Below are 23,833 nucleotides of genomic sequence, written 5' to 3'. Positions count from 1 at the left end.
CGGCTGAGAGACTGCACGGGTGACGATCCGCCCCATCCGCGAGCTCGGCGACCCCGTGCTGCGCACCCCCGCCGATCCGGTCCGGGTCTTCGACGACTGGCTCGCCGCGCTGGTCCGCGACCTGGAGGACACCGTCGACCACCCCGGCCGGGCCGGGGTCGCGGCGACGCAGATCGGGGTGGGCGTGCGCGCGTTCTCCTACAACGTCGACGGCGTCATCGGGCACATGGTGAACCCGGTGATCGTCGAGCGATCCGAGGAGATCCAGGACGGCGACGAGGGCTGCCTGTCGGTGCCGGGCATCTGGGCGCCGACGGTGCGGGCGATGCGCTGCGTCGCCGAGGGGTTCGACGTGCACGGAGAGCCCCTGCGCCTGGAGGGGGAGGGGCTGATGGCCCGCTGCCTGCAGCACGAGGTCGACCACCTCGACGGGAAGGTGTTCCTGGACCGGCTGACCGGCGACGCCCGGAAGGCTGCCCTGCGGGCGCTGCGCGACCGCTGACGCGTCGTCACCACGTTCGCCGCGAACGCGTGGGAGCGCGCTCCGCGCAGAGAACGGTTCTCAGCTGATCGGAGTGCTCGTGCCGCCGGTGCTGCGCGACGACGTCGCCGTCGGCGAGCTCCCGGTGGCGGCCGACCGGAAGCGCCTGCAGTCCTCCGACGTCCTGCTCGTCCTCCTCCTGGGCGCCATCGGGCTGCACTTCGCCGCCCCGGACTGGTTCGCCTCCCCGGCCCTGCAGGCGTGGTCGACGGTGTTCGTCGCCATCTGCCTGCAGGCGCTGCCCTTCCTCGTGTTCGGCGTCCTGGTCTCGGCGACGGTGACCGCCGTGGTGCCGCCGTCCTTCTTTGAGCGCGTGCTGCCGCGCAGCCCCGTGGCCGCGGTGCCGGCGGCGGGTGCCGCGGGCGCCGTCCTGCCCGGCTGCGAGTGCGCCTCGGTGCCGGTGGCCGGGAGCCTCGTGCGCCGGGGCGTGGCACCCGCCGCGGCCCTGGCGTTCCTGCTCTCCGCCCCGGCGATCAACCCCGTCGTCGTGATCGCCACGGTCGTCCCCTTCCCGGACGAGCCGATGATGGCGGTCGCACGGTCCGTCGCGTCGCTGGTCGTCGCCGTCGTCATGGGGTGGCTGTGGGCACTCTTCGGGCGCCCGGGTGGCTCCGGCTCCGCGAGCGGGCCGCCGCCGATCCCGGGGGTGGGCGGGCCCGGTTGTTCGCCGAGACGGCGCAGCACGACTTCACCCATGCCGGCGGGTTCCTCGTGCTCGGGGCGCTGGCGGCGGCGAGCCTCAACGTCCTCGTCCCGCGGGCGTGGCTCGACGCACTGGCCGAGAACCCGGCCCTGGCCGTCCTGGTCCTCGCGGTGCTCGCGGTGGTGCTCGCCATCTGCTCGGAGGCCGACGCCTTCGTGGCGGCCAGCCTGACGTCGTTCAGCCTCACCGCGCGGCTGGTGTTCCTCGTCGTCGGCCCGGTCGTCGACGTCAAGCTGGTCGCGCTGCAGGCGGGCACCTTCGGGCCGCGGTTCGCCCTGCGGTTCGCCCCGGTCACGTTCGTGGTCGCCGTCGGGATCGCGCTGCTGGTCGCGTGGGTGCTGCTGTGACGGAGGCACCGTGGCCCGCGTGATCCAGCACCTGCTGCTGGTGCTGCTGGGGGGCGTCGTGCTGCGCACCGCCCTGACCGACGCCCACCTGGCCTACGTGCAGCCCGGGTTCCAGCCGCTGCTCGTGGCCGCGGGCGGGGTGCTGCTGGTGCTCGCCGTGGCCGGGCTGGTGCGCCGCCGTCCGCAGGGTGCGGGGCCGGTCGACGAGCACCACCACGACGTGCCTCCCAGCGCCTGGTTGCTGGTTCTCCCGGTCGCGGTGCTGCTGCTGGTGGCGCCCTCGGCGCTCGGCGCGTTCACCGCCGACCGGCAGGCCCAGCCGATCGCGGTGCCCGAGCAGGGGTGCGGCCGCGCTCCTCGGGCCGGACGACGAGGGCGCCGACCACCGCACCATGAGCCTGCTCGAGTACGGCGTCCACGCCCTCGCCGAGGACGCCCCAGCGCTGTCCGGTCGCACCGTCCGGCTGCACGGGTTCGTGCTGCCGCGCGACGGCGGCGGCCGGTACCTGGCGCGGATCCGGATCGGCTGCTGCGCGGCCGACGCCGTGCCCGTCGCCGTCGTCCTGTCCGGGGGGCCGGAGGACCTGGCGGAGGGGGAGTGGGTCGAGGTGGTCGGCCGCTGGGCGCCGCCCCGGGAGAACGCTGGTGGCGGGTACCCGGAGCCGGTGGTCGCGGCCCGGTCGGTGGTCAGGATCGAGGCGCCGGCGACCCCGTACGAGAGCTGACCGACCGTGGGGTGCGGGTCAGCTCCGCGCGGTGGCGCAGGGCCCGCAGGTGCCGAAGACCTCGAGCTCGTGCTGGACGTCGGCGAAGCCGTGCTCCGCGGCGACCTTGGCCGCCCAGCGCTCCACCGGCGGGTCGGCGACCTCCACCGTGCGGCCGCAGGAGCGGCACACCAGGTGGTGGTGGTGGACCGGGGAGCAGCGGCGGTAGGCGGCCTCGCCCTCGCCGCTGCGCAGGACGTCGACCAGGCCGTCGTCGACCAGCGCCTGCAGCGCCCGGTAGACCGTCGCCAGACCCACCGAGTCCCCGCGCTCGCGGAGCAGGGCGTGCAGGTCCTGCGCGCTGCGGAAGCCGTCGAGCTCGTCGAGCAGGTCGAGGACGGCGGTGCGCTGGCGGGTCTGCCGGCGAGCGGGTGGCGCGACCTCGGGGTGGCTCACGGGCGGCCTGCCTTTCCCTCCGCCGGCGTGGTCACCGGGTGCTCGCCGTGCTCGTCGTAGTGCACGCCCGACCCGGTCCGGTGCGGCGCGTGCAGGTGGCCGTCGTGGTCGTAGTCCACGTGGTCGCCGTGCGAGACCGCCCGGTGGCCGCAGTCCTCCCCGTGCTCGTGGGGGTGGGCGGCGTGCAGATCGACCCTACGCCGGTGCCGCCGACGGGCCGTGGTGTCCCGGATCGCGACGGCCAGCGTGACGACCAGGAACAGCGCGATGGCCAGCAGCACGATCGTGCCGCCCGACGGCGTGCCCGTGTAGTAGGAGGCCGTGGTGCCGCTGACGCTGACCACCAGTCCGATACCGCAGGCGAGCAGCAGCGCCTGGCGGAAGCTGCCGGCCAGCAGCTGGGCCACCGCGCTGGGGAGGATCATCAGCGCGCTGATCAGCAGCAGCCCGACCACGCGCATCGACAGCACGACCGTCGATGCGACCAGCGCGGCCAGCACGACGTTCAGCGCCAGCACCGGCAGGCCGACGGCGCGGGCGTACTCCTCGTCGTCGCTCACCGCGTACAGGCGCTGCCCGAGCAGCCACACGACCGAGAGGATGACCACGGTGATGACGCCGAAGGCCACCAGGTCCCCGGCGCTCGTGGTCGTGATGGCCCCGAACAGGTAGGCGTCGAGGTTCGTCGCCTGGCCGGGGGGTGCGAGGCTCAGCAGGACCACTCCGCCGGCGATGCCGCCGTAGAAGAGGACGGCGAGCGCCACGTCGCCGCTGGTGCGTCCGCGCGCGCGGACGAGCTCGATGAGCACCGCCCCGGCGATCGCGGCCACGAGGGCGGCGCCGACCGGCGCGGTGGAGGTGAGGACGCCGATCCCGACGCCGACCAGCGCCACGTGGCCGAGGCCGTCGCCCAGCAGTGACAGGCGGCGCTGCACCAGGAAGATGCCGACCGCGGGCGCGGCCAGCCCCACCATCAGGGAGGCGAGGAGCGCCCGCTGCATGAACTCGTACTGGAGGATCTCCACGTCACCGCTCCCCGTCGTGGGCCCGGACGGGGCGGGACGTCCCCCACGGCTGGTGCTGCCGGTACCCGGTCGACGGCAGCTCCTGGTCGTCACCCGGATGGTGGTGGTGGTGGCCCGCGTCCCCCGCGAGGGGGCCCGCCTCGGCCAGGGGGCCGTCGTACCGGATCCGGCCGTGGTCGACGACCACCGCGCGGGTCAGGACCCCGGCCAGCGGGCCGGCTTCGTGCGTGACGACCAGCAGCGTGGTGCCGCTCGCCGACACGTCGGCGAGGACCCGGGCGAGGGTGGCCTGGTTGGCGGCGTCGACCCCGGCGGTCGGCTCGTCCATGATCAGCACCTCGGGCTCGGCGGCGAGGGCGCGGGCCACGAGCACGCGGCGCTGCTGGCCTCCCGACAGGGAGGCGACCGGGTCGCGCGTCCGGTCGCTGAGCCCCACCGCGGCGATGGCGTCGGCCACGGCCGCGCGGTCGGCGGCCGTCGGGCGGCCGAACAGCCCGCGCCGGGCGAGCCGGCCCACGCCGACCACCTCGCGGACGGTGGCCGGGACCGCGCCGCTCACCGTGTGCCGCTGCGGCACGTAGCCGACCCGGCCGCGCTCCCGGAGCCGCCCCACGGGCGCGCCCAGCACGGTCACCTCGCCGCCCAGCACGGCGGCGAGCCCGAGGAGGCCGCGGGCGAGGGTGGTCTTGCCGGACCCGTTGGACCCGAGGACGGCGATCGCCTCGCCGGGCCGCACCGACAGGTCGACGTCCCGGACGACGGGGACGTCGCCGTAGCCGATGCTGGCGCCGCGGAGCCCGACCGCGAGCGCGTGACCGGGCTCCACCGGGAGCCGTTCGGCGGTGGTCCGGCCGGTCACGAGCAGTTCTGACCCTCCTGGAGGGTGGCCAGGTTGGCGCGCATGACCTCGAGGTAGTCCTCCCCGGCCGACTCGTCGGTGAGGCCCTCGATCGGGTCGAGGACGGCGGTCTCGACGCCCGCCTCGGCGGCCACGGTCTCGGCCACCGCCGGGTCGACCAGGGTCTCGGTGTAGACGGTGGTGATCCCGCGGTCGTCCACCAGCTCGGTGATCTCGGCCAGCTGGGCCGCGCTGGGCTCCTGCGTCGGGCTGAGACCGTTGATGCCGACCACCTCGAGACCGTAGCGCTCGCCGAGGTAGCCGAACGCGTCGTGGCTCGTCACCAGGGTGTCCACCGCGCAGCCCGAGAGCGCGGCGGCCATCTCCGCGTCGAGGGCCTCGAGGTCGGCGCGCAGCGCGGCGGCGTTGTCCGCGTAGGTGTCCGCGCCCTCCGGGTCCAGCTCGGTGAGCCGGTCGGCGAGGGCGTCGGCGACGTCGGCCAGGCGGGTGGGGTCCAGCCAGAAGTGCGGGTCGACCGTCTCGCCGCCCTCGGCGTGGGTCTCCTCCTCGGCGTGGGCTTCCTCCTCGGCGTGCTGCTCGTCCTCGTGGGCGTGGTCGTGCTCGCCCGCGGTGGTCAGCGAGAGGTCGGCGGCCTGCCCCGCGTCCCAGGCGGCGTCGGCGGCCTCGGACGCGACCGCCTCGTCCAGGCCCGGCTGGAAGCCCTCCAGGTGGACGACCAGGTCCGCCTCGGAGATCGCGGCGACGTTCCGCGGGGTGAGCTCGAGGTCGTGCGGCTCGGCGCCGGGCGGGGTGGCCGAGGAGACCGACACGCGGTCGCCGCCGACCTGCTCGGCGGCCCACTGGAGCGGGTAGAAGCCGGCGAGCACGGACAGCTCGCCGTCACCGGCTGCGCCGGAGGCCTCGTCGGTCCCCGTGGTGGAGCCGCAACCGGCCAGGAGCAGGCAGGCGGCCGAGCCGAGGACGGCGGCGTTGCGGCGGAGCGAGGAGGTGTGCATGGGAATCATTCTCACACAGGATCCGGGGTGGCCGGCGCCCGGTCGCACCGGGGAGCCCGGGCGGACGCGCGCGTATCCTCTCGGTGTGTCCGACGTCTCCGGCCTGCCGCTCATCGGTGCCGCCGCGCTCCGCGCGAAGGCCGCCGCCCGGGTGCTGCGCACCCTGCCGACCGACACCAAGGACGCCGCGCTGGCGGCGATGGCCGAGGCGCTGGTCGAGCGCGCCGACGAGATCCTGACCGCCAACGCGGCCGACGTCGCCGCCGCGCGGGCCGACGGCACGCCCGAGGCGATCGTCGACCGGCTGCGGCTGGACGCCGGCCGGATCGCCGGGGTCGCCGACGCGCTGCGCCAGCTGGTCGCCCTGCCCGACCCGGTGGGTGACGTCGTCCGCGGGTCGCGGCTGCCCAACGGGCTGGAGCTCAAGCAGGTCCGCGTGCCGCTCGGCGTGGTCGGGATCGTCTACGAGGCCCGCCCCAACGTCACCGTCGACGCCGCGGGGCTGTGCCTGAAGAGCGGCAACGCGGCCCTGCTGCGCGGCTCGGCCTCGGCGTTCGGCACCAACACCGCGCTGCTCGCCGTCCTCGCCGAGGCGGGGGAGAAGGTGGGCCTGCCGGCCGGCTTCGTCGAGCTCCTCCCGGCCGACCGCGCGTCGGTGGGGGAGCTGCTGAACGCCCGGGGCCTGGTCGACGTCGTCATCCCCCGCGGCGGTGCCTCGCTCATCCAGCGGGTGGTGCGGGAGTCGCGGGTGCCGGTGATCGAGACCGGCGAGGGGAACTGCCACGTGTATGTGGACGCCTCGGCCGACCCGGAGATCGCCGAGGCGGTCGTGCTGAACTCCAAGACCCACCGGGTGAGCGTCTGCAACAGCGCCGAGACGCTGCTCGTGCACCGCGACGTGCCGTTCCTGCCGCGGCTGCTCGCCGCGCTGGCCGACGCCGGCGTCGCGCTCCACGGCGACGACGCCGCCCGCTCCGCGCACGACGGCGTCGTCCCGGCCACCGACGAGGACTGGGGCACCGAGTACCTGTCGATGGACATGGCGGTGCGCGTCGTCGACGACCTGCCGCAGGCGCTGGACCACATCGCGCGCTGGAGCACCGGCCACACCGAGGCGATCGTCGCCGACTCCGCCCGCGCCATCGCCGAGTTCACCGCCGGGGTGGACGCCGCGGCCGTGCTGGTCAACGCCTCGACCCGGTTCACCGACGGCGGCGAGTTCGGCTTCGGCGCCGAGATCGGCATCTCCACCCAGAAGCTGCACGCCCGGGGCCCGCTCGGCCTGCCCGAGCTGACCTCCACCACCTACGTCGTCACGGGGTCCGGCCACACGCGCTGACCCCGCCCCCAGCACGAGGAGCCGCATGCCCCGCCCGCCGTCCCAGTTCCCGCACTTCTCGTCGGTCGCGGACGTCAGCAAGCGGCTGTCCACCGCGGGGTACCTGCCCGACGCGCAGATCGCGACGACGGTCTTCCTCGCCGACCGCCTCGGCAAGCCGCTGCTCGTCGAGGGGCCGGCGGGCACGGGCAAGACCGAGCTGGCCAAAGCGCTGGCGACGGCGACCGGGTCGGAGCTGATCCGGCTGCAGTGCTACGAGGGCCTGGACGAGGCCCGGGCGCTGTACGAGTGGAACTACAAGAAGCAGCTGCTGCGCATCCAGGCGTCCCAGGCCGAGGGCGGCGCGGACTGGGACACCGTCCACGACGACATCTTCGGCGAGGAGTTCCTGCTCGCCCGCCCGTTGCTGACCGCGATCCGCCGCACCGAGCCGACCGTGCTGCTCATCGACGAGACGGACAAGGCCGACGTCGAGGTCGAGGGGCTGCTGCTCGAGGTGCTCAGCGACTTCCAGGTGACCATCCCCGAGCTCGGCACCGTCACCGCGACCCGCCGGCCGACCGTCGTCCTCACCTCCAACGCCACCCGCGAGCTCTCCGAGGCACTCAAGCGGCGCTGCCTGTACCTGGCGCTGGACTACCCGAGCGCCGAGCGGGAGCGGGAGATCGTGCTCTCCCGGGTGCCCGACCTCGCATCGGGGCTGGCCGACCAGCTGGTGGCCACCGTCCGGGCGCTCCGCGGGCTGGAGCTGAAGAAGTCGCCGTCGATCTCGGAGACCCTCGACTGGGCGCAGACCCTGCTCGAGCTCGGTCTGGACACCCTCGACGAGCCGGCCATGGCTGCCACGCTCGGCGTCGTGCTCAAGCACGCCAGCGACCAGACCCGGGCCGCGGCCGAGCTGCGGCTGAACTGATGGACGCTGCTCCGCAGGGGATCCGGAGGGAGCCCGGGGGGCTCGCCGGGCACCTGGACGGGTTCGTGCGGGCGGTGCGCGAGGCCGGCATCCCGGTCGGCATCAGCCAGGCCGTCGACGCCGCGGAGATCCTCACCGTCGTCGACCTGCTCGACCGCGAGCAGCTGCGCCACGGGCTGGCCGCCGTGCTGCTCCAGCGCGCGGCCCAGCGGCCGACGTACGACGTGCTCTTCGATCTGTGGTGGCCGCTGGGCGACCGGCTGGCACCGGAGGCCGAGGACGGCGAGGGCGCGGGGGAGCCGGGGGAGTCCACGCTCGACGTGCCGGACGACGCGGCGCTGACCGAGCTCATGCGCGCCGAGTTGCTGCGATTGCTGCAGGACGGCGATCCCGAGGCGCTGCGCCGGTTCGCGCGGGACGCCGTCGACCAGCTCGGCCAGGGGCAGCCGACGCCCTCGGGGCAGTCCTACTTCAGCTACCGGGTCATGCGGGCGCTCTCGCCGGACACGCTCGTGGCTCAGCTGCTCGCCGGGCTGCTCGGCGGCGGCGACCGCGGTGGGCTGGCCGAGCAGGTGGCGCGGCAGACCGTGCGCGACCGGCTGGCGGCGTTCCGCACCGCGGTCGAGGCCGAGGTGCGGCGGCGGACGGCGGCGGAGAAGGGTCGCGACCGCGTCGCGAAGAACGCCGTGCGCCCGCTGGCCGACCAGGTGGACTTCCTCCGCGCCCAGTCCTCCGACCTCGCGGAGCTGCGGCGCGCGGTCGCCCCGCTGGCCCGCCGGCTCGCCGTCCGGCTCTCGGCCCGCCGGAAGATGGGGCGCCAGGGCCGGCTGGACTTCCGCAAGACGGTCCGGGCCTCGCTCGGCACCGGCGGGGTCCCCGTCGTCACCCACCACCGGCCGCGCAAGGTGCACAAGCCCGAGCTGGTCGTGCTCTGCGACGTCAGCGGCTCGGTGGCCGGCTTCAGCCACTTCACCCTGATGCTCACCCAGGCGCTGCGGGAGCACTTCACCGGCGTGCGGGCGTTCGCGTTCGTCGACTCCACCGACGAGGTGACCCGCTTCTTCCGGCCGGGCGTCGACGTCGCCGATGCCATCGCGCGGATCGGCCGGGAGGCGCAGGTGGTCGGCTTCGACGGGCACAGCGACTACGGCACCGCGTTCGACGTGTTCGCCGACCGCTGGGCGTCGGCGGTGGGGCCGAAGACCTCGCTGCTCGTGCTCGGCGACGGGCGGACCAACTACCGGCAGCCGGGCGTCCCGGTGCTGGCGGGCCTGGTGGGGAAGGCCCGGTCGGCGCACTGGCTGAACCCCGAGCCGCGCCGGCTGTGGGGCAGCGGGGACTCCGCCGCGGACCGGTACGGCGAGGTCATCGACATGGTGGAGTGCCGCAACGCCGCCCAGCTGGCCGACTTCGTCACCACGCTCTGACCCCGTCGGCAGGCTGAGGCCCGTCGACGTGCGGGCACGTCGAGCTGTCGACGTGTCGACGTGTCGGCCCTCCGGGACCGTCACGGAACGGCGTGCACAGCGCGATTCCCGGCGTGCCGGCCGTAACCGGGCGCCGTCGCGGCCGTTGGTCAGCCCGGTGTCGACATGTCGACCACCCGCCGGCGGCGCGGTGCGGCCGGACGGCGACCGGCCGCACGGGGGAGCCGGTCGCCCGGGGGCTCCGGCCGGCCGACGGAGGAAAGCTCCGCGGCCGCCTGCCGCGCCGGGAGCGGGTCGTGCGGGCCGGTCCTCGCGGCGCGGTTCCGCGGGTCCCGGATACGCTCGCCCGGTGGCGGGACGACGAGTCGGCGTGATGGGTGGGACCTTCGACCCCATCCACCACGGGCACCTGGTCGCCGCCAGCGAGGTCGCCGGGCTGTTCGGGCTCGACGAGGTCGTGTTCGTGCCCACCGGTGAGCCGTGGCAGAAGAGCGACCAGCTGGTCAGCCCGGCCGAGGACCGGTACCTCATGACGGTCATCGCGACGGCGTCCAACCCGAGGTTCTCCGTGAGCCGGGTCGACATCGACCGGGGCGGGCCCACCTACACCTTCGACACCCTCACCGATCTGCAGGCCCAGCGCCCGGGGGCCGAGCTCTTCTTCATCACCGGAGCCGACGCCCTGGCGCAGATCATGACCTGGCGCGACGGCGCCCGGTGTTTCGAGCTGGCGCACTTCATCGGGGTGACCCGGCCCGGGTACACGCTGGCCGACAGCCACCTGCCCGAGGGTGGCGTCAGCCTCGTGGAGATCCCCGCACTGGCGATCAGCTCGAGCGACTGCCGCGACCGGGTGGGCCGCGGGATGCCGGTCTGGTACCTCGTGCCCGACGGCGTCGTGCAGTACATCGAGAAGCGCGGCCTCTACCGGAGCCCCGCGCGGCGCCCGGCCCCCGGACCGGCCCGCGACGGCCGCCCGGCGGGCGACCGCCCCACCTACGACCGCCCGCCGGCCGGCTCGGGGAACAGCCCCGACCGCGCCGGCGTGCGCACCCCACCCACGACGTCCCACCTCCAGGAGGTGCCCGAATGACCGCCTCGCCCGAGGCCCGGGAGACCGCGCTGCGCGCCGCCCAGGCGGCCGCGGACAAGCTCGCCACCGACGTCACGATCGTCGACGTCAGCGAGCGGCTCGCCATCACCGACGCCTTCGTCCTCGCCTCCGCACCCAACGAGCGGCAGGTCCAGGCGATCGTCGACGAGGTCGAGGAGCGGCTCCGGGAGCACGGCGTGAAGCCGGTCCGCCGCGAGGGCGTCGCCGAGGCGCGCTGGGTGCTGCTGGACTTCGTCGACGTCGTGGTGCACGTGCAGCACGCCGAGGAGCGGGCCTACTACGCCCTCGAGCGCCTGTGGAAGGACTGCCCGAGCATTCCCTTCACCGACGCCTCCCTCCCCGCCTCCGCCACCGGTGACGCGGCGGACCCGGGCTCCCCGTCCGTCGCGGAGACGGCCGGCCAGTGACGGCCCCGGCCCTGCCCGAGCTGCCGGTGACCCGCCTGGTCGTCTGGCGGCACGGGCGGACCGGGTGGAACGCGGCCGGGCGGTTCCAGGGGCAGCTCGACCCGCCGCTGGATGCGGTCGGCCGGGCTCAGGCGGCCCACGCCGCGCCGCACCTGGTGGTGGCCGCCGGGCTGACCGGCCGGTCCACCGCGGTGGTGGCCAGCGACCTGGAGCGGGCGGCGGACACCGCGCGGGCCGTGACGTCGGTGCTGGACGTGCCGCTGCGGCTGGACCCCCGGCTGCGCGAGCACGGCATGGGCTCCTGGGAGGGGCTGACCCGCGACGAGGTCGCCGACCGGTACCCCGAGCAGTACGCGGACTGGCTCGCCGGGCGCCCGGTGCGCGGCCGCGGCGGTGAGGAGGCCCCGGCCGTCGTCGCCCGGGTGCTCGCCGCGCTCGCCGATCTGCCACCGGCCGAGGTGGCCCTCGTGGTCACCCACGGCGGCACGAGCGGCCGGCTGATCGAGGCGCTGCTGGAGCTCGGCCCCGACCACCGGCGGGTGTTCGGCCCGCTGGGCAACTGCGCGTGGAGCGAACTCGCCCGCCAGAGCGGCCGGTGGCGGCTCCTGCGGCACAACGCGTCGGCCGGTCCGCTCCCGGAGGGCCTGGTCGTCCCCGGAGCGGAGCAGCGCCGCGCCGACCCGGAGCAGGGTGCTCCGGGCGCCGCCGGCGACGGACCGGCCCAGGACGCCGACGCCGTCGGCTGAGCCTTCCCCCTCCGACCGTGCACGCCCCGGTGGAGCGCGGCAGCTAGCCTCGCCGGGTGCCCGTCGCCGTCCTCACCGATTCGACGGCCTACCTGCCGCGAGCGCTCGCCGACGAGTACGGCGTCCGGGTCGTCCCGCTCTACGTCGTCCTGGCCGGCCGGTCGGGGCGCGAGGGGGAGGACGTCAGCTCCGAGGACGTCGCGAAGGCCCTGTCGACGCGCGGCCAGCGGGTCTCCACCTCGCGGCCCACGCCCGGGGACTTCGTCGCCGCCTACCGGGCCGCGCTGGAGGCGGGGGCCGACCGGCTGGTCTCTGTCCACCTGTCCGCGGAGCTCTCGGGCACCTGGGACGCCGCCCGCGTCGCGGCTTCGCAGGTGGGGGAGCACGTCGTCTCCGTCGTCGACTCCCGCTCGGCCGCGATGGGCACCGGGTTCGCCGTCCTGGACGCCGCCCGGGCGGCCGCGGGTGGCGCCGACCGGGACACGGTGGCGCGGGTCGCGCGGGAGGCCGCGGCGCGCACCCGCACGTTCTTCGTCGTCGACACGCTGGAGCACCTGCGCCGGGGCGGGCGGATCGGCTCCGCGGCCGCCGTCCTCGGTTCGGCGCTGGCGGTCAAGCCGGTGCTGCACGTGGTCGACGGCCGGGTGGTGCCGCTGGAGAAGGTGCGCACCTCGGCGCGGGCGCTGGCTCACCTCGTCCAGCACGTCGTCGAGCACGCGGGGGAGCGCGAGGTGTCGCTCGCCGTGCACCACCTCGCGGCGGCCGAGCGCGCGGACCGGCTGGTCGCCGAGCTGCGGGCGCGGGTGCCCCGGCTGCGCGAGCTGCACGTGAGCGAGCTCGGGGCCGCGATCGGCGCGCACGTCGGGCCGGGAGCGGTCGGGGTGGTCGTCGCCACCGGGCCGGAGTCGTCGGACGACGCTGCCGAGCAGGCGGACGAGAGCGCGGACTGAGCGCGGGCGGGGCTGCACCGGCACAGGATGGGGTGGCCCGCCCGGAACCGGGCTCTGCGCGTCCACAGCCGGCGGTCCCGTCCACAGGTCCGCCGTGACCCGGTGCGGAGGAGGCGCGGCTCCCTAGCGTCGCCGGGGTGCGCCTGCTTGCCCGCCGCGACGACGACGCGGACGTCATCCGAGCCCGGCTGCGCGCCGTCCTGGCCGAGCCCCGCCCGGTCGAGGGCGGCTGGCTGCCGGGGGACGACGACGACCTCGCCTGGCCGGGGGACGACCGGATCACCGTGCCGGTCCACGTCGACGCCCCGCGGGACCGGCGACCCGGCGGAGGGCGGCACCGGGCGCCCGGGACCACGCCGCGCTGGGACGCCGGCCGGGTGGGCGGGCACGCCGTCTGGACCGCTGCCGTCGGCGCGGTGCTGCTCCTGCTGGCCTGGACCTGGGCGGAGCGCCCCCGGGTGGAGCCGGCGGCTGCTCCGGTGTCGTCCCCGGCCGCGACGAGCAGCGCGGCACCGGCCGGGCCCCCGGTGGGGGAGGTAGCCGGGACGTCCCAGCCCGTGGTGGTCTCGGTCGTCGGTCAGGTGGCCCGCCCCGGCCTGGTGACGCTGGCCGCCGGGTCGCGGGTCGCCGACGCCGTCGAGGCGGCCGGCGGGCTGCTGCCCGAGGCCGACCCCGCCTCGGTGAACCTGGCCGCACCCCTCGCGGACGGGCAGCAGATCGCCGTGGGCGTCCCCGGGGCAGTGGCCGGCGGGCCGCCCGCCGCACCCGGTGCCGGGGGTGCCGGGGGACGCGTGGACCTGAACACCGCGGGCGTTGCCGAGCTCGACGCCCTGCCGGGGATCGGTCCGGTGCTGGCCCAGCGGATCATCGACCACCGGGCCCGCATCGGCTCCTTCCGCAGCGTCGAGGAGCTCGACGAGGTGCCGGGCATCGGGCCGACCAAGGCCGCGGAGCTCGCCGAGCTGGTGCGGGTGTGAGCGCACCCGCCCTCCGCCCGCGGGTGCTGGACCTGCGGCTCTGGCCGCTCGCGGCAGCGGTGTGGGGCACGGGCCTGGCCGCCCCGCTGCTGCGGTGGCCCGCGCTGGCCGCGCTCGCCGGGGCGGCGCTGGTCGCGGCCGCGCTGCTCCTGCGCGGCCGGGGTCCCGCGGGAACGGTCGCCCTCGTCGTCCTGGCCGGGGTCGCGGCCGGCGCGGGCACCGCGGCCGTGCGGGCAGCGGCCCGGGAGGCGTCCCCGCTGCGGGCGGCTGCCGAGGCGGGCGGCAGCGTGCAGGTGACCCTCGCGGTGCGCACCGACCCGCACGTGCTGGCGGCCGGCGCCGGTCCACCGCGCGTGCTCCTCGAGGCCGACGTGACCACGCTGGCCGGCGGCGGCACCGTGCACCACCTGGACGACGCGGTCCTGGTCTTCGCACCCGCCGAGGGCTGGGCGGGTCTGCTGCCCGGTCAGGAGCTCCGGGTGCGCGCGCGCGTCGCGCTGCCCGAGCCCGGCGACGACGTGGTGGCGGTGCTCTCCGCCCGCGGCCCGCCGGAGCCGGTCGGCGGGCCGGGAGCGGTCCAGCGCGTCGCGGGCGACCTCCGGCACTCCCTGGGTGCCACCTCGGAGCGGGTGCTCGACGACCGGGCGGGTGGTCTGCTGCCGGGCCTGGTGGTCGGCGACACCAGCCGGATGGACCCGGTGCTGGACGAGGAGTTCCAGCGGGCCGGGCTGGCCCACCTCACCGCCGTCTCGGGCGCCAACGTGGCGATCGTGATCGCCGGCGTGCTCCGGCCGCTGCGGCGCCGCGCGGTCGACCGGCGGGTCCAGGCACTGGTGGGCGGGCTGGCGCTGATCGGGTTCGTGGTGCTGGCCCGGCCCAGCGCTAGCGTGCTCCGGGCGGCCGCCATGGGGGCGGTCACCCTGCTCGCGCTCGCCTCCGGCCGGTCCCGGGCGGCGCTGCCGGCGCTGGGTGCCGCGGTGACCGTGCTCCTCCTGGTCGAGCCCGGGCTCGCGCGCGACCCGGGCTTCACGCTGTCCGTCGTGGCGACCGCGGCCATCGTGCTGCTCGCTCCGCCGTGGGCGCGCAGGCTCCGGGAGCGGGGCTGGCCCGCGTGGGCGGCCGATGCCGTCGCGGTGAGCGTGGCGGCAGGGCTCGCGACCGCCCCGGTGATCGCCGGCCTGACCGGCACCGTGAGCCTGGTGTCGGTACCGGCCAACCTGCTCGCGGCGCCGGCCGTGCCACCGGCGACGGTCCTCGGGCTGCTGGCCGCCCCGGCCGGTCTGGTGCTGCCCTGGGCCGGTGACGTGCTGGTCGGGCTCGCCGGGTGGCCGGTGCGCTGGATCGTGCTCGTGGCCGAGCGCGCCGCCGCGGCGCCGGACGCCGTCGCCGGCTGGCCGGCCGGCACGGTCGGGGCGCTGCTGCTCGCCGTCCTCCTGCTGGCCGCCGGCCTCCTGCTGTGGCGCTTCCCCCGGACGCGGCCGCTCGCGCTGGCCGCTCTGCTCGGGCTGGTGGTGGTGGGCTGGCCGCTGCGCCAGCAGCTCGACGGCTGGCCACCGGCCGGCGCGCTGCTGGTGGCGTGCGACGTGGGGCAGGGCGACGGGCTGGTGCTGCCGGTCGGGGGCGGGCGGGGCGTGCTGGTCGACGCCGGCCCGGATCCCGCCGCGATCGACGGCTGCCTCGACCGGCTGGGCATCGACGCGCTGCCCCTCGTGCTCCTCTCCCACCTGGACGCCGACCACGTCGGAGGCCTCGCCGGCGCGTTCGGGGGCCGCACGGTGGGCGTGGTGGCCGGCGGCGCCCTCTCGCCGGCCGACGACCGGGCGCCGGTCGTCGACGGCCTCGTGCGGCGCGCCGGCGGCACCCGCGAGGTGCTCGTCCCCGGGGACCGCCGCACCGTGGCCGGTGCCGTCCTGGAGGTCCTCGCACCCGACCCGCGCCGGATCACCGCGGCCGACGACCCCAACGGGCTCTCCCTCGTCGTCCGGCTGACCGTCGCAGGGGTGCGGGTGCTGCTCACCGGCGACATCGGCGCCGACGAGGAGGCCGCGCTGCTGCGCACCGGCGTGGACCTGCGCGCCGACGTGCTCAAGGTCCCCCACCACGGCAGCGGCGACGCCGACCCGGCGTTCCTGGCGGCCGTCGGGGCCCGCAGCGCGCTCGTCTCCGTCGGCGCCGGCAACGGCTACGGCCATCCGGCGCCGCGGCTGCTCGACTGGCTGGCCGCCGCCGGCACGCGCGTGCACCGCACCGACCGGGAGGGCGACCTCGCGGTGGTCGGGGCGGCCGGGGGCTGGGGGATCGCCGCCCGGGGCGCGGACAGCGGCGGCCAGGCGTCGGCAGCGGTGCCCGCGCCGCCGGCGCCCGTGCTCCCGGACGTGCTCGCGGGGCCCCGGGCGGTCGCCGCGGGCCGTCGGTGGCGCGTGCGACCATGCGGAGGTGCCTGCCACCCCCGTCGAGCCCACGTCGCGCCTGCGGGTGGTGATCGGCGAGGAGGAGCTGCTGCGCTCCCGCGCCGTCGCGGCCGTGCGCCGGGCGGTGCTCGCCCGCCACCCCGACGGCGAGGTGCACGAGCTGGCCGCGACGGGGCTGCCCGTGGGGGAGCTGGCCGACGTGCTGGCGCCGTCCCTGTTCGGCGGTCACCGGCTGGTCGTCGTCACCGGCGTCCAGGAGTCCGCCACCGCGCTGGCCGATGCGCTGGCCGGCTACGCGAAGGTGCCCGACCCCGACCTGACGCTCGTCGTCGTCCACAACGGCGGCAAGCGGAACGAGGCGCTGGTCAAGGCGTTCAAGTCCGCCGGCGCCGCGGTGGACGAGTGCCCCAAGGTCTCCTCCGTCGGCGACCGCATCGCCTTCGTCAGGAACGAGGTGCGCCAGCTGGGCGGGCGGATCACCCCCGACGCGGTGACCGCCCTGGTGGACGCCATCGGCGCGGACCTGCGGTCGCTGTCGGCCGCCGCGGGCCAGCTGGTCTCCGACTTCGGCGGCAGCATCGACGCCGAGGACGTCGCCCGGTTCCACCGCGGCCAGGCCGAGGTCACCGGGTTCACCGTCGCCGAGCGCGTGCTGACCGGTGACCGCGCCGGCTCCATCGAGATGCTGCGCTGGGCGCTCGAGCGAGGGGTCGCGCACGTGCTCATCGCCGACGCGATCGCCGACGGCGTGCGCACCGCCGCACGGGTGGCCTCGCTCAGCTCGACCAACCCCGGCGACCTCGCCCGCACGCTGAAGATGCCGCCGTGGAAGGTGAAGAAGGCCCAGGCGCAGGCGCGCGGCTGGAGCATCGAGGGGCTGCAGCTGGCCCTGGGCGTGGCCGCGGATCTGAATGCCGACGTCAAGGGCGCCGCGGCCAGCGCCGACTACGCGCTCGAGCGGGCCATCCGGCGCATCGTCACCATCCGGACGGAGACCGGTCGGGGGCGGGTGCGCGCCGGCCGGTGAGCCGGCACGGGCGTCCGGCGCCGGTCAGCCGCGGGGCGTCAGGCGGCTGGCGGGGTCCGGGCACCACTGCTCGAGGGCCGGCGGCGAAGGCGGGCAAGGACGCGACGAGCCCCCGTCCCGCGAGGGGAGGGGGCTCGTCGTGGAGCGTGCGCGCCCGGCGGGACGCGGGCCGATCAGAGACCGGTGGTGAGCTTCGCCAGACCCGACTTGCGGTTGGCGGCCTGGTTCTTGTGGATGACGCCCTTGCTGGCGGCCTTGTCCAGCTGCTTGGCGGCGGCCTGGTAGGCGGCGGTCGCGGCCGCGGCGTCCCCGGACTCGGCGGCGGTGCGCACCCGCCGGACGGCCGTCTTGAGGGCGGACTTGACCGCGACGTTGCGCTGGCGCGCCTTCTCGTTGGTCTTGATCCGCTTCATCTGGGACTTGATGTTCGCCACGCGTGAGCCTCGGTGTCTCGACAGGAGGGAGTACTTCTGACAGTCGTTCGTGCGTCCGGGCGGCGTGCGCCACAGGACCGGCCTGCAAAGATACCAGCGCCCCCGCGGCCACCCCAACCCGCCGTCCGGCGACGTCCGGCACATCCCGGACGCACCCGGGGACGCGCCCGTCTCCGACCCGGCGCGCGGACGTGGGACGATGGCGGCACTGTGACGACTCCTGCTGCCACCGATCCGGCCCGCATCCGGAACTTCTGCATCATCGCCCACATCGACCACGGCAAGTCGACGCTGGCCGACCGGATGCTGGAAGTCACCGGAATCGTCGAGGGCCGGAAGATGCGCGCCCAGTACCTCGACCGCATGGACATCGAGCGCGAGCGCGGCATCACCATCAAGGCGCAGAACGTCCGCCTGCCGTGGACGCCGCGGACCGGCGAGGACACCAGCACCGAGTTCGTGCTGGACATGATCGACACCCCCGGCCACGTGGACTTCACCTACGAGGTGTCCCGGTCGCTGGCCGCCTGCGAGGGCGCGGTGCTGCTGGTCGACGCGGCGCAGGGCATCGAGGCCCAGACGCTGGCGAACCTGTACCTGGCGCTGGAGAACGACCTCACGATCATCCCGGTCCTCAACAAGATCGACCTGCCGGCCGCCCAACCGGAGAAGTACGCCGCGGAGATCGCCCACATCATCGGCTGCGACCCCGACGACGTCATGCGGGTCAGCGGCAAGACCGGAGCGGGCGTCCCGGAGCTGCTCGACCGGATCGTCACCGACATCCCCGCTCCGACCGGCGTGGCCGAGGGGCCGGCCCGGGCGATGATCTTCGACTCGGTCTACGACATCTACCGCGGCGTCATCACCTACGTCCGCGTGGTCGACGGACGGATCTCGGCGCGCGAGAAGATCAAGATGATGTCGACCGGCGCCACGCACGAGCTGCTGGAGATCGGGGTCATCTCGCCCGAGCCCAAGCCGGTGGACTCCCTGGGCGTCGGCGAGGTCGGCTACTTCATCACCGGCGTGAAGGACGTCCGCCAGTCCCGCGTCGGCGACACGGTCACGCTCCAGCACAAGCCGGCGACGGAGTCGATCGGTGGCTACCGCGACCCCCGGCCGATGGTCTACTCCGGGCTCTACCCGATCGACGGCAGCGAGTACCCGCTGCTGCGCGAGGCGCTGGACAAGCTGCTGCTCAACGACGCCGCGCTGGTCTACGAGCCGGAGACCTCGGCGGCCCTGGGCTTCGGCTTCCGCGTCGGCTTCCTCGGCCTGCTCCACCTGGAGATCGTGCGCGAGCGGCTGGAGCGCGAGGCGGGCATCAGCCTGATCTCGACGGCGCCCAACGTCGTCTACCGGGTGATCATGGAGGACGGCACCGAGCACACGGTGACCAACCCCAGCGACTGGCCCGAGGGCAAGATCGACCGCGTCTACGAGCCGATCGTCAACGCCACCGTCATCGCGCCCAGCGACTACACCGGCGCGATCATGGAGCTCTGCCAGGGCCGCCGCGGGCAGCTCGGCGGGATGGACTACCTGAGCGAGTCCCGGGTGGAGCTGCGCTACACGCTGCCGCTCGGCGAGATCATCTTCGACTTCTTCGACGCGCTGAAGTCGCGCACCCGCGGCTACGCCTCGCTGGACTACCAGGAGGCGGGCGAGCAGGAGTCCTCGCTGGTCAAGGTGGACATCCTGCTGCAGGGCGAGGCCGTCGACGCGTTCAGCGCGATCGTGCACAAGGACAAGGCCTACAGCTACGGCGTGATGATGGCGGGCAAGCTGCGCGAGCTCATCCCGCGGCAGCAGTTCGAGGTGCCCATCCAGGCCGCAGTCGGCTCCCGGGTCATCGCCCGCGAGACCGTCCGCGCCATCCGCAAGGACGTCCTCGCCAAGTGCTACGGCGGTGACATCACCCGCAAGCGGAAGCTGCTGGAGAAGCAGAAGGAGGGCAAGAAGCGGATGAAGATGGTCGGCCGCGTCGAGGTCCCCCAGGAGGCGTTCGTCGCCGCGCTCTCCACCAACGAGTCCACCGCGTCGGCCAAGCCGAAGTGACCGGGCGGGTCGACGCCGTCTGCGTGTCCGGGGCCGACCTGCTGCCGCTGCCCGACCGGAAGCCGAACCGCAGCGGCATCGCCAAGCGGCCGGTGACGGGGCGGGTCGCCGTCGGGGAACGGGGGCTCGCCGGCGACGTCCAGGTCAACCCCAGGTACCACGGCGGGGACGGCCAGCAGGTCTACGCCTACGCCCAGGAGGACGCCGACTTCTGGATCGCCGAGCTCGGCCGCGAGCTGCCGCCGGGGATGTTCGGCGAGAACCTGCGCACCACCGGGCTGGATCTCACCGGCGCCGTCCTGGGCGAACGGTGGCGGGTCGGGACGGCGTTGCTCGAGGTGAGCGCCCCCCGCATCCCGTGCGCCAACTTCGCCCGGTTCTGGGACGAGCCCCAGCTGGTCCGGCGCTTCACCGCGCGGGGCACCCCGGGCGCCTACCTCCGGGTGATCGAGACCGGTGAGCTGGGCGCCGGCGACCCCGTCGAGGTGGTCGCGCGGCCGGACCACGGCGTCACCATCGGCCTGACGTTCCGCGCCTGGACGACGCAGAAGCACCGGCTGCCCGAGACGGCGGCCGCCCTCGACGTGCTGCCGGAGCGCAACCGCGCGAAGGTCGCCGCGAAGATCGCCGCGCGGGCGGCTGCCGTCCGCTGACCCCGGCCGCCTCGTCGCACGGTGTCCCGCACGGGACCGGGGGCGGCACCGCGCTAGGGTCCGTCGTCGGTACGCCGGCACGCCCGGTCCACGGAGGGGGCACCATGTCGCTGCGTCGAGGAGCCGTCCCGCTGCTGGCGCTGGCCCTGCTGGCCGGCCCGGGGCTCGCGGCCTGCGGATCCGACGAGCCCGCCGAGTCGGCGGCCGATCTGCTCGACCGCGCCAAGCGGACGCTGGACGAGGCGGAGAGCGCGCACTTCGTGCTCGACAGCGAGGGCGCCCCGGCCTCCGGGACCGTGCTCGTCGGCGGTGAGGGTGACATCGCCCGCCCGGCGTCCTTCGACGGGACCCTGCAGGTGCGGGCGCTCGGGTCGAGCCTGGACCTCCAGGTGGTCTCGGTCGACGGGACCGTGTACGCGCAGCTGCCGTTCACCAGCGGGTTCAGCGTGATCGACCCCGCCCAGTTCGGCATCGGTGACCCGGGCGCGCTGCTCGACCCCGAGACCGGCATCTCCCAGCTGCTCGCCGAGGCCGACTCGGCGGAGCTGGGGGAGGAACGGCGGGTCGACGGCGTGGTGGTCCGCGAGGTCACCGCCGAGCTGCCCGGCGACCTCGTGCAGGACGTCCTCACCAGCCAGGACCCCAGCCAGCCCGTGCAGGCCCGGTTCTCGGTCGCCACGGAGAGCGGTGAGCTGCGCCGCGCGGAGCTCACCGGCCCGTTCTTCGAGGCCGGCACCGACGCCACCTACCTCCTCGAGCTCAGCGACTTCGGGGCCGATGTCGAGATCAGCGCGCCGCCGACCGGCTGAGCCCGCGGCCGCGCCTCCCCGGCCGCAGCCGGGGATGGCTGCGATCGTCCTCGCCACCCTCGCCGTGCTGGTCACGGCGGCCGACACCTACGTCGTCGTCCTGGCGCTCCCCGACATCCTCACGGGGGTCGGGGTGGGGCTGGACGAGCTGCAGCGGGCGACGCCCATCGTGGGTGGGTTCCTCCTCGGCTACACGGCCACCCTGCCGCTGCTCGGCCGGCTGGCCGACCTGCGGGGGCGGGCCCCGGTGCTCATCGGCTGCCTGCTGCTGTTCGCCCTCGGCTCGCTGCTGACGGCGACGGCGACGGCGCTCGGCCCCGCCGTCGCCGGCCGCGGCCTGCAGGGCATCGGCGCCGGTGGCCTGGTGCCGGCCACCCTCGCGCTCGTCGCCGACCGCTGGCCGCCGGAGCGCCGGGCGGTCCCGCTGGGCGTCGTGGGGGCGGTGCAGGAGGCCGGTGCGGTGCTGGGGCCGCTGGCGGGCGCCGCGGTGCTGGCGGTGGCCGACTGGCGGGCCATCTTCTGGCTCAACCTGCTGCTGGGGGTGGCGCTGGCCGCGGGCGTCGTCGTCACCGGCCGGGTCCGGCGCCCCGACCCCGTCGGGCTGGCGCTCGCCGTCCTCGCCGCCTGCGCGCTGGGCCTGCTGCTCGCCGAGCCGCCGTCGCTCGCCGAGGACGTCACCCTCGGGTTGCTCTACGTCCCCCGGCTCGACGGAGCGGCGTGGACGGCGCCCCTGCTGCTGGCCACCGTCCTGCTCGTGCTGGCCCTCGTCGTCCGCGGCGTGGTGCGGCCCGCGGGCGCGGTGCTCCCGCTGCGCGGGCTGGGCCGGCTGGCGCGGGAGGTGGACGTCGTCGGCTCGCTGCTGGCCGTGGTGTCGCTGGGCGCCCTGGTCTGGGCCTTCGCCGCCGCCGACCCGGCCCGCGAGGTGGTCGCCCACGGCCGGCTGCTCCTGCCGCTGGCCGCCGTCGCCGGTGTGCTCTTCGTGCTGCACGAGCGGCGCGCCCCGGAACCGGTGCTGCCGCTGGCGGCGCTGCGGCCGGTGGGGGCCTGGGGCGCCCTGCTGGTCAACCTCTTCGTGGGGGCCGCCCTGGTCGCCGCGCTCGTCGACGTCCCGCTCTTCGCCCGCGCGACCACGACGCCCGGTGACCAGCTGGGGGCGGCGCTGGTGCTGCTGCGGCTGCTCGTCGCGGTGCCGGTCGGCGCGGTGGCCGGGGGCTGGCTGTGCCGCGTCGTCGCGCCGCGCGTCGTCGCGGGGGCCGGGATGGCGCTGACGGCGGCTGCCTTCACCGCGATGACCGGGTGGGACGAGCAGGCCCTGGACGGCGCCTGGTCGACCGTCGTCCTCGTCGCCGCGGGCCTCGGCTTCGGGCTGGCCATCGCGCCGGTCAACGCGGTGCTGCTGGCGGTCACCCCGCCGCGGGTGCACGGGAGCGCCAGCTCGCTGGCCGTCGTCGCGCGGACCGTCGGGATGCTCGCGGGGCTCTCGCTGCTCACCGCCGTCGCGCTGCGCCGCTTCACCGCCGAGGTCACGGCGATCGGGACCCCGATGGAGCTCTGCCCCACGAGCCCGGCCGACTGCGCGGCCTACGACGCCGCCACCGAGGCCGCGGTCCTCACCCAGCTGCACACCGTCTTCGCCGGTGCCGGGATCGCCGCCGCGCTGGCCGCGGTCGCGGCGCTGGTCCTGCTGCGCGGCGGGCCGCTCAGGAGTCCAGGGCCAACCTGAGGTCCTCGCGCAGGGCCGGCACGTCGACGCCGCGGTCGTGCAGCAGCTTCATCGCCAGACCCTGGCCCTCGCGGATCAGGCCGAGCGCGATGTGCCCGTCGGTGATGGTGCGCGACTTCAGCGCGATGGCCTCGCGCAGCGCCAGCTCCAGGACCTTCTTCGCCCGCGGGCTGAAAGGGACGTGCCCGCCGGTGCGCCTGCCCCGCGGGCCGTCGAGGGCGCCCGGGCCGAACGCCTCCTCGACCCGGTCGCGGACTGCGTCGAGGTCGATGCCCAGGCTGCTCAGCGCGTCGGCGTCGAGGTCACCGGCCGCGACGGTCGTGCGCACCGCGGTGACGGCGACGTCGTGGGTGACGCCGTGGCCGGCCAGCACGCGGGCCGCCGTCGACCCCGGTGTGGCCAGCATGCCCAGGAGCAGGTGCTCGGTGCCGACGCGCCCGTGCCGGAGCGCCCGCGCCTCGGCCTGCGCGCCGACGACGACGTCGCGGGCCTCCTGCGTGAAGCGTTCGAACATCGTCAGTCCCTCCGTCGGAGCGGCCCGCGGCCGCGCGCGTACTTCTTGTGCACCGCCTGCCGGCTGACGCCGAGCTGCTGGGCGATCTGCTCCCAGGTCCACCCCTCGTCGCGGGCGTTGTCGACCTGCAGCGCCTCGAGCCGCTCGACGAGGACCCGCAGCGATCGGACCGCTGTCAGCCCCACCGCCGGGTCCTTGCTGCTGGCAGCCGCCGCCACCTGTGCCGTGTCCGCCATGGCTGTCAACCTAGGTTGCTCCCGCCCCGGTGTCAATCACTGTTGACACGTGCGAAGGTGGAGGGGAGCCGTCTCCCGGCTCCCGGACGAGCGGTGCCGTACCCGGTGTGCGACAAGACGGCGCCAGAGGAGGCCACGATGGCGTGGTTGGTGCTGGTGCTGTCCGGGGTGCTGGAGGCGGTGTGGGCGACCGCGCTCGGCCGGTCGGAGGGCTTCACCCGGCTCGGCCCGTCGATCCTCTTCGTCGTGGCCCTCGTGCTGAGCATGGCCGGGCTCGCCTACGCGATGCGGGAACTACCGATCGGCACGTCCTACGCGGTGTGGGTCGGCATCGGCGCCTCGCTCACCGTGGCCTACGCGATGGTGACCGGCACCGAGCCGGTGTCGCCCGCGAAGGTGCTCCTGATCCTGGGCCTCATCGGCTGCGTCGTGGGGCTGAAGGTCCTGCACTGACCGCTGTTC

Annotated in this window: 24 protein-coding genes, 2 pseudogenes and 1 riboswitch; of the genes and pseudogenes, 19 read left to right on the top strand and 7 right to left on the bottom strand. The window is 75.7% G+C overall.

Annotated features, from left to right (window positions below; translation table 11 throughout):
• Nucleotides 1-19 precede the first annotated feature (19 nt).
• The 4 genes and pseudogenes from ACI79P_RS14125 to ACI79P_RS14110 all read left to right on the top strand — a co-directional run bounded on the left by ACI79P_RS14125 (nucleotide 20) and on the right by ACI79P_RS14110 (nucleotide 2,316).
• On the top strand, nucleotides 20-502 hold the full coding sequence (locus ACI79P_RS14125) for a peptide deformylase (RefSeq protein ID WP_456581689.1): 483 nt from the start codon (nucleotides 20-22) through the stop codon (nucleotides 500-502).
• A gap of 73 nt (nucleotides 503-575) precedes the next feature.
• Nucleotides 576-1,064: pseudogene (locus ACI79P_RS14120) on the top strand (permease); the annotation flags it as partial.
• A 59-nt stretch (nucleotides 1,065-1,123) separates the two neighbouring features.
• On the top strand, nucleotides 1,124-1,591 hold the full coding sequence (locus ACI79P_RS14115; protein ID WP_456581688.1) for a permease: 468 nt from the start codon (nucleotides 1,124-1,126) through the stop codon (nucleotides 1,589-1,591).
• A gap of 392 nt (nucleotides 1,592-1,983) precedes the next feature.
• Nucleotides 1,984-2,316 carry a TIGR03943 family putative permease subunit gene (locus tag ACI79P_RS14110; RefSeq protein ID WP_456581687.1) on the top strand — a complete coding sequence of 111 codons (333 nt, stop codon included), beginning with the start codon at nucleotides 1,984-1,986 and terminating at the stop codon, nucleotides 2,314-2,316.
• Nucleotides 2,317-2,334: 18 nt separating this feature from the next.
• Here ACI79P_RS14110 and ACI79P_RS14105 read toward each other — a convergent pair whose 3' ends face one another.
• Genes ACI79P_RS14105 through ACI79P_RS14090 form a run of 4 tightly spaced genes read right to left on the bottom strand, consistent with a single transcriptional unit; the run spans nucleotide 2,335 to nucleotide 5,630 of the window.
• Nucleotides 2,335-2,751, bottom strand: coding sequence for a Fur family transcriptional regulator (locus ACI79P_RS14105; RefSeq protein WP_456581686.1), 417 nt, complete (start codon nucleotides 2,749-2,751; stop codon nucleotides 2,335-2,337).
• Complete coding sequence (locus tag ACI79P_RS14100; RefSeq protein ID WP_456581685.1) at nucleotides 2,748-3,776, bottom strand: metal ABC transporter permease; 1,029 nt, start codon at nucleotides 3,774-3,776, stop codon at nucleotides 2,748-2,750. Before ACI79P_RS14100 ends, ACI79P_RS14105 begins: the two co-directional genes overlap by 4 nt.
• A gap of 1 nt (nucleotide 3,777) precedes the next feature.
• Complete coding sequence (locus ACI79P_RS14095; protein ID WP_456581684.1) at nucleotides 3,778-4,635, bottom strand: metal ABC transporter ATP-binding protein; 858 nt, start codon at nucleotides 4,633-4,635, stop codon at nucleotides 3,778-3,780.
• A complete protein-coding gene (locus ACI79P_RS14090; RefSeq protein ID WP_456581683.1) occupies nucleotides 4,632-5,630 on the bottom strand; it encodes a metal ABC transporter substrate-binding protein in 999 nt (332 codons plus the stop codon). Before ACI79P_RS14090 ends, ACI79P_RS14095 begins: the two co-directional genes overlap by 4 nt.
• Before the next feature lie 85 nt (nucleotides 5,631-5,715).
• Here ACI79P_RS14090 and ACI79P_RS14085 point away from each other — a divergent pair, with 85 nt between their 5' ends.
• The 10 genes and pseudogenes from ACI79P_RS14085 to holA all read left to right on the top strand — a co-directional run bounded on the left by ACI79P_RS14085 (nucleotide 5,716) and on the right by holA (nucleotide 16,941).
• Entirely contained in the window at nucleotides 5,716-6,969 is a 1,254-nt protein-coding gene (locus ACI79P_RS14085) for a glutamate-5-semialdehyde dehydrogenase (RefSeq protein WP_456581682.1), read from the top strand.
• Nucleotides 6,970-6,994: 25 nt separating this feature from the next.
• On the top strand, nucleotides 6,995-7,882 hold the full coding sequence (locus ACI79P_RS14080) for an AAA family ATPase (protein ID WP_456581681.1): 888 nt from the start codon (nucleotides 6,995-6,997) through the stop codon (nucleotides 7,880-7,882).
• Nucleotides 7,882-9,309 carry a vWA domain-containing protein gene (locus tag ACI79P_RS14075; RefSeq protein WP_456581680.1) on the top strand — a complete coding sequence of 476 codons (1,428 nt, stop codon included), beginning with the start codon at nucleotides 7,882-7,884 and terminating at the stop codon, nucleotides 9,307-9,309. The genes ACI79P_RS14080 and ACI79P_RS14075 overlap by 1 nt, the downstream gene beginning before the upstream one ends.
• Nucleotides 9,310-9,658: 349 nt before the next feature.
• Nucleotides 9,659-10,402, top strand: a complete 744-nt coding sequence (gene nadD, locus ACI79P_RS14070; RefSeq protein WP_456581679.1) for a nicotinate-nucleotide adenylyltransferase — start codon at nucleotides 9,659-9,661, stop codon at nucleotides 10,400-10,402.
• Nucleotides 10,399-10,830, top strand: a complete 432-nt coding sequence (gene rsfS, locus ACI79P_RS14065; RefSeq protein ID WP_456581678.1) for a ribosome silencing factor — start codon at nucleotides 10,399-10,401, stop codon at nucleotides 10,828-10,830. Before nadD ends, rsfS begins: the two co-directional genes overlap by 4 nt.
• On the top strand, nucleotides 10,827-11,576 hold the full coding sequence (locus ACI79P_RS14060; protein WP_456581677.1) for a histidine phosphatase family protein: 750 nt from the start codon (nucleotides 10,827-10,829) through the stop codon (nucleotides 11,574-11,576). Before rsfS ends, ACI79P_RS14060 begins: the two co-directional genes overlap by 4 nt.
• Before the next feature lie 56 nt (nucleotides 11,577-11,632).
• Nucleotides 11,633-12,526: a DegV family protein gene (locus tag ACI79P_RS14055; protein WP_456581676.1), complete on the top strand. Its 894-nt coding sequence runs from the start codon at nucleotides 11,633-11,635 to the stop codon at nucleotides 12,524-12,526.
• 137 nt (nucleotides 12,527-12,663) lie between these two features.
• The gene (locus ACI79P_RS14050) at nucleotides 12,664-13,503 is read left to right on the top strand and encodes a helix-hairpin-helix domain-containing protein (protein WP_456581675.1); all 840 of its coding nucleotides are present in this window, start codon (nucleotides 12,664-12,666) and stop codon (nucleotides 13,501-13,503) included.
• Nucleotides 13,500-15,599, top strand: a pseudogene (locus ACI79P_RS14045) (ComEC/Rec2 family competence protein); the annotation flags it as partial. The gene ACI79P_RS14050 and the pseudogene ACI79P_RS14045, both read left to right, overlap by 4 nt.
• Nucleotides 15,600-15,939: 340 nt before the next feature.
• A complete protein-coding gene (holA, locus tag ACI79P_RS14040) occupies nucleotides 15,940-16,941 on the top strand; it encodes a DNA polymerase III subunit delta (protein WP_456581674.1) in 1,002 nt (333 codons plus the stop codon).
• A gap of 173 nt (nucleotides 16,942-17,114) precedes the next feature.
• On the opposite strand, the gene rpsT is transcribed toward holA, so the two are convergent.
• A complete protein-coding gene (gene rpsT / locus ACI79P_RS14035) occupies nucleotides 17,115-17,375 on the bottom strand; it encodes a 30S ribosomal protein S20 (RefSeq protein WP_091933029.1) in 261 nt (86 codons plus the stop codon).
• A 210-nt stretch (nucleotides 17,376-17,585) separates the two neighbouring features.
• On the opposite strand from rpsT, the gene lepA reads away from it, so the two are divergent.
• The 4 genes from lepA to ACI79P_RS14015 all read left to right on the top strand — a co-directional run bounded on the left by lepA (nucleotide 17,586) and on the right by ACI79P_RS14015 (nucleotide 22,621).
• Complete coding sequence (gene lepA, locus ACI79P_RS14030; protein WP_456581673.1) at nucleotides 17,586-19,436, top strand: translation elongation factor 4; 1,851 nt, start codon at nucleotides 17,586-17,588, stop codon at nucleotides 19,434-19,436.
• A 23-nt stretch (nucleotides 19,437-19,459) separates the two neighbouring features.
• Complete coding sequence (locus ACI79P_RS14025; protein ID WP_456581672.1) at nucleotides 19,460-20,089, top strand: MOSC domain-containing protein; 630 nt, start codon at nucleotides 19,460-19,462, stop codon at nucleotides 20,087-20,089.
• Between the two features lie 104 nt (nucleotides 20,090-20,193).
• Nucleotides 20,194-20,898, top strand: a complete 705-nt coding sequence (locus ACI79P_RS14020; RefSeq protein WP_456581671.1) for an LppX_LprAFG lipoprotein — start codon at nucleotides 20,194-20,196, stop codon at nucleotides 20,896-20,898.
• A 34-nt stretch (nucleotides 20,899-20,932) separates the two neighbouring features.
• The gene (locus tag ACI79P_RS14015; RefSeq protein WP_456581670.1) at nucleotides 20,933-22,621 is read left to right on the top strand and encodes an MFS transporter; all 1,689 of its coding nucleotides are present in this window, start codon (nucleotides 20,933-20,935) and stop codon (nucleotides 22,619-22,621) included.
• On the opposite strand, the gene ACI79P_RS14010 is transcribed toward ACI79P_RS14015, so the two are convergent.
• The gene (locus ACI79P_RS14010) at nucleotides 22,599-23,135 is read right to left on the bottom strand and encodes a Clp protease N-terminal domain-containing protein (protein ID WP_456581669.1); all 537 of its coding nucleotides are present in this window, start codon (nucleotides 23,133-23,135) and stop codon (nucleotides 22,599-22,601) included. The two genes, ACI79P_RS14015 and ACI79P_RS14010, sit on opposite strands and share 23 nt — an antisense overlap.
• Before the next feature lie 2 nt (nucleotides 23,136-23,137).
• Nucleotides 23,138-23,371: a helix-turn-helix domain-containing protein gene (locus tag ACI79P_RS14005; protein ID WP_456581668.1), complete on the bottom strand. Its 234-nt coding sequence runs from the start codon at nucleotides 23,369-23,371 to the stop codon at nucleotides 23,138-23,140.
• A gap of 62 nt (nucleotides 23,372-23,433) precedes the next feature.
• Nucleotides 23,434-23,498, top strand: a riboswitch (guanidine-III (ykkC-III) riboswitch).
• 11 nt (nucleotides 23,499-23,509) lie between these two features.
• Between ACI79P_RS14005 and ACI79P_RS14000 the strand changes: the two genes are divergently transcribed.
• Complete coding sequence (locus ACI79P_RS14000; RefSeq protein ID WP_456581667.1) at nucleotides 23,510-23,824, top strand: DMT family transporter; 315 nt, start codon at nucleotides 23,510-23,512, stop codon at nucleotides 23,822-23,824.
• Nucleotides 23,825-23,833: the final 9 nt, after the last annotated feature.

This window comes from Blastococcus sp. SYSU DS0510, assembly GCF_054050835.1.
The sequence above is the reverse complement of the archived record's forward strand: the minus strand, read 5'-3'. Positions and strand labels throughout refer to the sequence as shown.